The sequence below is a fragment of the Microcoleus sp. genome (genome assembly GCF_049646505.1).
Taxonomy (GTDB): Bacteria; Cyanobacteriota; Cyanobacteriia; order Cyanobacteriales; family Microcoleaceae; genus Microcoleus.
The window spans coordinates 1-7272 of the sequence record NZ_JBARVX010000433.1 but is presented as its reverse complement, the minus strand read 5'-3'; the positions used below and the strand labels follow the sequence as shown (position 1 = coordinate 7272).

The window sequence follows — 7272 nt, the reverse complement described above, 5'->3', positions numbered from 1 at the left end:
CCTTATGAGGGGATGAATATCACGGGTGTTACGGGTTTAACGGAAGTTGAAAAAGCCACGCTCAAAGCTTTAGGGGCTGTTGAAAATTAATCATCGCCAAGGAGGAATTATGCAGTCAGCAATACGGATCACAACCAAAGTTCTTGCAGGAAATAAACTTGAAATTCAAGTGCCGCCTGGTTCTGTGGGTGAAGAAGTTGAAGTGTTTGTGATTATACCAGAAAAACCTCAAGGTGGGCGGCGTAAAGTGTTGGCATTGCTTGCAGAAATCCGCAGCCGTCATGTATCTAGAAATGTTGAAGAAATCGATCGGGAACTTCAAGAAGAAAGAAACTCATGGGACAACTAAACCTACCATCCTCTGCTACAATTTACTTGGATACACAAGTCATTATTTACACCGTTGAAGCTAACCCGAATTACTATTCGCTTCTTCAACCCTTGTGGCTGAAGTTTCAAACAGGTGAAATTGAACTTGTGACCAGTGAATTGACGTTACTGGAAACCTTAGTTTTCCCTCTAAAAAATGCTAACACTATCTTAGTCCGTGACTACGAACAACTATTATTATTCTCAGAGATACAGCTAGTTCCCATCACTCAATCTGTACTGAGAACAGCAGCTAATTTAAGGGCTAATACCAATCTCAAAACTCCTGATGCCATTCATGCTGCAACAGCCATCAGTGAAGGTTGTACGCTGTTTCTCACCAATGACAATGGATTTCGTAATGTTCCAAATCTATCTGTTGTCATCCTGAGTGATGTTTTGGCATCATAATCATAGGCGATCGCATTCCCCAAAAATGCTATTCTTCCCTTTGGATAGATCCGAAAACCTGTTCAACAGTCAGATTAAGTTCGGGAAAGGCAGAAGACAAAATACGATCGCCCTCTCGGAACTGATTAACCTGATACTCGCCCTCAACTAACTGATAAACTGAGATAGTAGATTGTTTCGGATTGCCAATGAAGCGTCTGCCACCCAACGCAGCATAATCCACAACCCAATATTCCGGGATACCCAGTCTTTCATAATCAGCCACTTTAACCAAGTAATCATCTTGCCAGTTCGTGCTAACTACCTCGATCGCAAGTTTAACAGAGTTGCCTTGCGTAATAATCGATGATTTTTTCCAAAATGGCTCCGAAATCAAGGCTGACTTGTCTAATACTATGATATCTGGCTGATATCCTGTCGTTGCTCCTAGAGGCTTGACAAAATAGGTTGATGGTGTTATGTAAGACAGATTGAGGCGATCGATTTCTACGTTAATTTTGCGGATGAGAAAACTTGTAACTTCCTCATGGTCGCCGTTTGGATTCATCTCAACTATTACTCCATTTCGTAGCTCGAAACGTCCTTTGCCATCGGGATACCACTCTATAAATTCTTCAAATGTTAGTAGTTTGGCTGTGGTTTGAATCATGTTGGCACGGCCTCTTCTTTTTAACTGGAATCAGTAAATATCGAGCTTATAATTTATTGTACCATTCTTGATATGACTTACGCGCGGGTAATCAGAAACCGGGTTTTTTCCAGAATACTTCGTTGAGGCCAGCAGAAATGGCCAAAAACCCGGTTTCTAACGTAGCCTACTGACTAAATTGCTGAGCGTAATAACGAGCATAGCGAGATCCCTTTTCCAGCAATTCCTCGTGCGTCCCCGATTCCACAATTCTGCCTTTTTCCAATACCAAAATTCTGTCAGCCTTCCGCACAGTCGCCAAGCGGTGCGCGATAATAAACACAGTGCGATCGCGCATCAATCTTTCCAGCGCTTCCTGCACTAAACCTTCAGATTCCGAATCCAGCGCCGATGTCGCTTCATCCAAAATCAAAATTCTGGGAGCGAGCAGAACCGCACGGGCGATCGCAATTCTTTGTTTTTGTCCGCCAGACAAATTTACACCCCTTTCTCCAACCCAAGTTTGATAACCGTCGGGAAACTCACTAATGAATTGATGCGCGTTAGCAATTTGTGCCGCTTTTTCCACATCTTTTAGTTCATAATAAGATTGACCGAAAGCAATATTTTGAGCAATTGTACCCGAAAATAAAATCGTTTCTTGCGGTACAATCCCGATTTGCCGGCGCAGAGTATTTAAGGTGACATCTTGAATATCAATACCGTCAATTAAAATCTGTCCCGCTTGCGGATCGTAAAATCTCGGTAACAAATTTACTAAGGTAGTTTTGCCGGCACCGGATGCGCCGACAAGGGCGATCATTTCTCCGGGAAGCACCAGCAAACTCATGTTTTGCAGAATCGGAACCCCCCCTTGCCCCCCCTTATCAAGGGGGGGTTGAGGGGGGTAGGCAAAATTAATGTTGCGATATTCGACTTTACCTGTAACGCGGGGAAGTTCGATCGCCCCTGGCTTTTCGACGACTGCCGGTTGAATGGCTAAAAGTTCAAAAATGCGATCGCTAGAAGCTTCTCCCTGCTTAAAATCGCCGTAATTTGCAGTTGTAATCGCGATCGGGTCAATTAACAGTGCCACCCCGGCGATATAACTGATAAACTGAGTACCTGTGAGGTTTCCTCGAGCAATTTGCCAACCTCCTAGGAAAAACAGCAAAATCACGCTCATCGCTTCCAGAAAGCCAACTACAACGAACTGAAGCGCTTTTACTCTTTCCGACAAATACTTAGCGCGGCGGTTTTGTTCTGCTTCTTCTCCAAAGCGGGCAATTTCGTAATCTTCAGCCACAAACGCTTTAATTAAACGAATGCCGCTAAATACTTCTGTCAGCAAAGCTGATAAATCAGAAATGCGATTTTGACTTTGGCGCGAATAACTGAGCAATCTTTCGCCAAACCAGCCAATTAAGATTGCCATCAGCGGTGCGATAATTAATGCACCTAAAGTTAATTGCCAGTTGAGATAAATCATATATCCCAAAACGGCAATTAGCTGCAAAACACAAGGAATAAACTGATGGAAAAATTTATTTACGACTTCGCCAATCCGGTCAATATCTTCGGTGAGGCGATAGGATAAATCTCCGGTTTTGGCAGTTTCAAAGTAGCCGATATTGAGTTTTTGGAGGTGTGCGTAAACTTTTTTACGAATTTCTAAAGCAATAGTCAAAGCTGCTTTTGCCATCAGCGTATCTTGACCGTACTGGGCCGTACCGCGAATCAGAAATATAACGGCGCTGAGTGCAGCAATTTGACCGAATCCTTGTAAATCTCCTTTTCCTATAAATTTTGCTGTTTCGCCAACCAGCCACGCGATAATTGGCCAAAATATGGTAAATACTACGGTACAAGCTAATGCTTTACCGATGGTTTGTTTTTGGGGACGGAGGTAAGGTAAAATTTGCCAGTATGTCGATCGAGTTTTCAAGATATTTTGCCCTCGCAAATTCTGTTTTTGGGAATCTCTGCAAGAATATTCAAACTTCGATCCCCCCTAACCCCCCTTAAAAATGGGGGGACAAGATTATTATTCAAAGTCCGCCTTATTAATAGGAGGACAAGATTATTCTCAAAGTCCCCCTTCTTAAGGGGGATTTAGGGGGATCTCTGCGTAAGTCATAGAGATATCTGAGCCAAAATATGATAACAGCGATCGGGCAAATCGCCACAATCATTCTAAAGCATCTGCATAAGTCGCCTGCACCTTAGCCCCTGCGACAACTGCACCCCGAAAAGTAGCGGACTCTCCGGGTGCAACAGTAACTGGTAGAGCGTCAATAAATCCGTTATCAATTAAATTACCCGATTCGTCCAAAACTTCATAATTGACTTTCACATTCTTGATTGTTTTGCAGCCTTGATTGACCACTTTACCGCTGAAAAAACTGCCGTCATAATTTTCCCCTGCAATTGACACTTTTGCAGCAATATTGGAACCACTAATGCAAGTTTGGGAAGCTTCCGAATTTGGTGATTTTTCGCAGAGTTTGCCCAAATCTACTGTTTTGCCGTCGGGAGTTTTCATGTAGCAAAACGGCTCGTCAATTTGTGAAATTTGAATTTTGGTATTTGTAGAATCTGCCAGCAAAGGGCTAGCTGTAATTGACGAGATTAGCAAGGTTGATAAAGTTACGGTTAAATGTAAAGCTTTCATATTTTTTCTCATATCCAGACGGCGGTTGAAACCGCACATACAAAAACAAAGTCCACCTTTGCGGACTGAATAAAATAACGCAAAACGTAATTTTAATCGCCCTTCATTCAACCCGCTATACAAGCGCGTGAGTGTTTGTAAAAACGCGGTTTCAACCGCCGTCTTATCTTACAGTATGTTATACCAATTTCAAAAAATAATGCAACAGTATTCTTGTCCCCCCCCCGCAATGCAGCGGGGGGGCTAGGGGGGGTCGAAGAGTATTGCATGATTTTAGAGAAATGGTATTATAATAAAATATCAAACTTTAGCAAATAAAGTCATGGTCGCGACTCAAGATCACCCAAAACAAAAAACGGTCGGACTGAGCGTAACTTGGGAGAAGTTGCCAGACGACTTCCAATTAGAAGAAAAGCCCGTGGAGAATACAGGTCAACCGCTAATTGCCGGAGCACTGCGAGAAATCTTAGAACTGAGAGGATTAATCGGCCCGCTAATGCTGATTGCTAGCAACTTTGGCATTTGCGCTACTGTCAACGGCGAGTTAGTTATTAAAGCACCAGATTGGGTTTATGTACCTTCCGTACTCCCGGTAGAATCGAGAAGAGACCGCAAAAGCTACACCCCAAACTTGGAAGGAGAAATCCCAAGCATTGTGATGGAGTTTTTGTCGGAAACGGACGGCGAGGAATATTCTATTAGACGTACTTTTCCTCCCGGAAAGTGGTTTTTTTACGAACAAATTCTGCAAGTACCAACTTACATCATTTTCGATCCAGAAAGTGGATTGTTGGAGGTGTATCGGTTGGAAAATGGCAATTACAAACTAGAATTTCCTGATGAAGAAGGTCGCCATTGGATAGCAGATTTTGGTTTGTATTTGGGAACTTGGCGGGGGGAAAAAGAACAGCGTACAGGCTATTGGTTGCGCTGGTGGGATGAAGCAGGAAATCTGCTTTTGTGGGGTGTAGAACAGATAGCAGCGGAACGACAACGGGTCGAACTCGAACGCGAACGGGCCGATCGCGAACGCCAGCGGGCCGATCGCCTAGCTGAGTATTTGCGCGATCGAGGAATTAACCCGGACGAAATTGTTTGATAAATTATCTGTGATATTTGTAGGGTGCGCTGCGGCGCACCTTATACCAATCTAATGGGTCGTTGCACATATCTCGATCCCCCTAAATCCCCCTTAAGAAGGGGAGTAGGGGTTGACTTTGAGAAGAATCTTGTCCCCCCCTTATTAAGGGGGGTTAGGGGGGATCAGATTCTATGCAGTCTCATAAAAAATTGGTATTACGAGATTATCGAATACTCGGATTCCTATTCCTCAGATTCTGGGCTCCGGGAACTTTGCGGCTGGGACGGCGCTGGTTCAAACTGCTCGCACTGCGAGTATTCAAAGCATCAGCAGAACCTGTCAAACCCAAATCTTGTAAAATTTCAAAAGCCGCCCTTTGTCCGGTTTCGCAACCGCCTTCCATATAACCTTGGTTTTCCAGCGAAGTGTGTTCTCCGGCAAAATATAAATTGCCAACTCGTTCGCCTTCTACGCCGTACATTTGCGTCCACTGTCCGACTAAATAGCAGGAATAAGAACCTTTAAAAAAGCGTTCTCCCGGCCAAAAAGCTCGTACAGCTTTGCCGGTTCGCAAATTGCTCACTCCGGGAAAAACTCTTTCAAATTGTCCTAAAAATCTTTGTGCTTGGTCTTCAGGAATTCCGCTGCCGATCGCCAAACCTTGTCTGCCTCCTGTAAAATTAGTAACTAAACCGTTAGCAGTAGGAGCAAAAGGCGTAGCTTCCCAGCTATTTTGAAAGCCTAAATCGCTATAAACAGAAGCAGTTGATTGATAAACTTCCCGCCAAATTCGGCTGCGGTAGCCGGTAACTAATTTAGAATTAGTACCGTAACCCAACTGCTCGATCGCCCTGCGCTTCGGTTGGGGCAAAGGTACGTTAATTTTAACGTCTCGCAGAGTGCTAAACGGCAAAGTTAACAAAACCCGCTCGTAAGTGCGCTCGAAGGCACTTTGTCCCGATCGCAAATTTACCCGATAGCGGCCGTCCGGTAACAGAGTAATCGCTTCCAAAACCGTCCCCGCCTCGATCGAACCAGACAATTGACCGGCCAAACGGTTGATAATTTCACTGTTGCCGCCCTCAATTTGATAGCGCTCGTCGCTGTTGCCGTACAATTCAAAAGTGTTAGGTTCAGAACCGATTAAAAACAGCAGATTTAACGCCGACTGTTCTTCGGGATCTCGGCCGTATTCCACCGTGTAAGCAATGCGGAGCAACTGCCGGACAATCGTGCTAGTATCAGCTCCATCGAGATATTGAGCGATCGAAATATTGTCCAATCTTTCTGCAGTTTCCGTAAAATCCAGATAGCTAAAGTTATCGCCCACTGCCTGCCAATCAGCACTAATTTTAGTGGCTAGCGGCGCAAAATCTGCAATTAATTGCTCCAGAGAAAAGCGCCGTCTGTCAAAGAAAAAAGTATCCTTGACGAATCCCCGCTGCACTTGAGCTAAGTCGATCGCCCGCAGGCCCAATTCCGTCGCCAGCGAGATTAAAGTAGTATGACCGGTGTCAATAAATTCTCCTCCCACATCCGCCGAAATCAGCGTTCCGGCGACCTTTGGTACAGTGCGAATCCGCCCCCCCACGCGGTTAGTTGCGTCGATTATATCGGCACGCACGCCCCCCTGACGCAAGCGATAGCCCGCCGTCAAACCCGCAATCCCGGCACCGACAATCAAAATGGGCGATCGTCCCTGCTGCTGAGCAAAAGCCCCCTCCCGAGTAAAAGTCGCAGCAGCAGCAGCACTCGCTACCGCCAAACCCCCGTGCAGCAACTGGCGCCGAGATATGGGAAAATTGGAAGTGCGATCTGCCAGCATCCCCAGCAGTTCATCAGCCGGAATGCCCGTTTCCCGAGACTTTTGGGCAATACTCGCCGCGCGGCGCAGCATTGCCATCAGTGCAGATTTAGCCATAATTGAGATGCCCTCACAAAACTTCGGTGTAAACTGGATTGTCGATCGAACTTGATTGTGCACTTTCCAGACTACAGTACAGAGAGATTTTTTTAATAATGCTAACCCTCAGAACACTGTTCGACAGCAAATTTTATCTCGAAAACAACCCAGATGTCGCCGTAGCAGTCGCCAGAGGCACGGTATCGAGC

Annotated in this window: 7 protein-coding genes; 3 read left to right on the top strand and 4 right to left on the bottom strand. The window is 45.2% G+C overall.

Features of this window, described 5'->3' with window-relative positions; genetic code table 11:
* Positions 1-109: 109 nt before the first annotated feature.
* The gene (locus tag WBA89_RS21260) at positions 110-349 is read left to right on the top strand and encodes a hypothetical protein (protein WP_424409252.1); all 240 of its coding nucleotides are present in this window, start codon (positions 110-112) and stop codon (positions 347-349) included.
* Positions 337-780, top strand: a complete 444-nt coding sequence (locus tag WBA89_RS21255) for a type II toxin-antitoxin system VapC family toxin (protein WP_424409250.1) — start codon at positions 337-339, stop codon at positions 778-780. Before WBA89_RS21260 ends, WBA89_RS21255 begins: the two co-directional genes overlap by 13 nt.
* A 28-nt stretch (positions 781-808) precedes the next feature.
* Here the strand turns inward: WBA89_RS21255 and WBA89_RS21250 are convergent, their stop codons facing one another.
* From WBA89_RS21250 to WBA89_RS21240, 3 genes are all read right to left on the bottom strand, one after another.
* On the bottom strand, positions 809-1429 hold the full coding sequence (locus WBA89_RS21250) for a Uma2 family endonuclease (RefSeq protein WP_424409248.1): 621 nt from the start codon (positions 1427-1429) through the stop codon (positions 809-811).
* Positions 1430-1595: 166 nt separating this feature from the next.
* Positions 1596-3353, bottom strand: a complete 1758-nt coding sequence (locus tag WBA89_RS21245) for an ABC transporter ATP-binding protein (RefSeq protein WP_424409247.1) — start codon at positions 3351-3353, stop codon at positions 1596-1598.
* Between the two features lie 243 nt (positions 3354-3596).
* Positions 3597-4079, bottom strand: coding sequence for an FxLYD domain-containing protein (locus WBA89_RS21240; RefSeq protein WP_424409245.1), 483 nt, complete (start codon positions 4077-4079; stop codon positions 3597-3599).
* 322 nt (positions 4080-4401) lie between these two features.
* On the opposite strand from WBA89_RS21240, the gene WBA89_RS21235 reads away from it, so the two are divergent.
* Positions 4402-5178 (top strand): Uma2 family endonuclease, encoded by a 777-nt coding sequence (locus tag WBA89_RS21235; RefSeq protein ID WP_424409244.1) that lies wholly within the window; start codon positions 4402-4404, stop codon positions 5176-5178.
* A gap of 205 nt (positions 5179-5383) precedes the next feature.
* On the opposite strand, the gene WBA89_RS21230 is transcribed toward WBA89_RS21235, so the two are convergent.
* Positions 5384-7081: a flavin monoamine oxidase family protein gene (locus WBA89_RS21230; protein WP_424409243.1), complete on the bottom strand. Its 1698-nt coding sequence runs from the start codon at positions 7079-7081 to the stop codon at positions 5384-5386.
* Positions 7082-7272 lie beyond the last annotated feature (191 nt).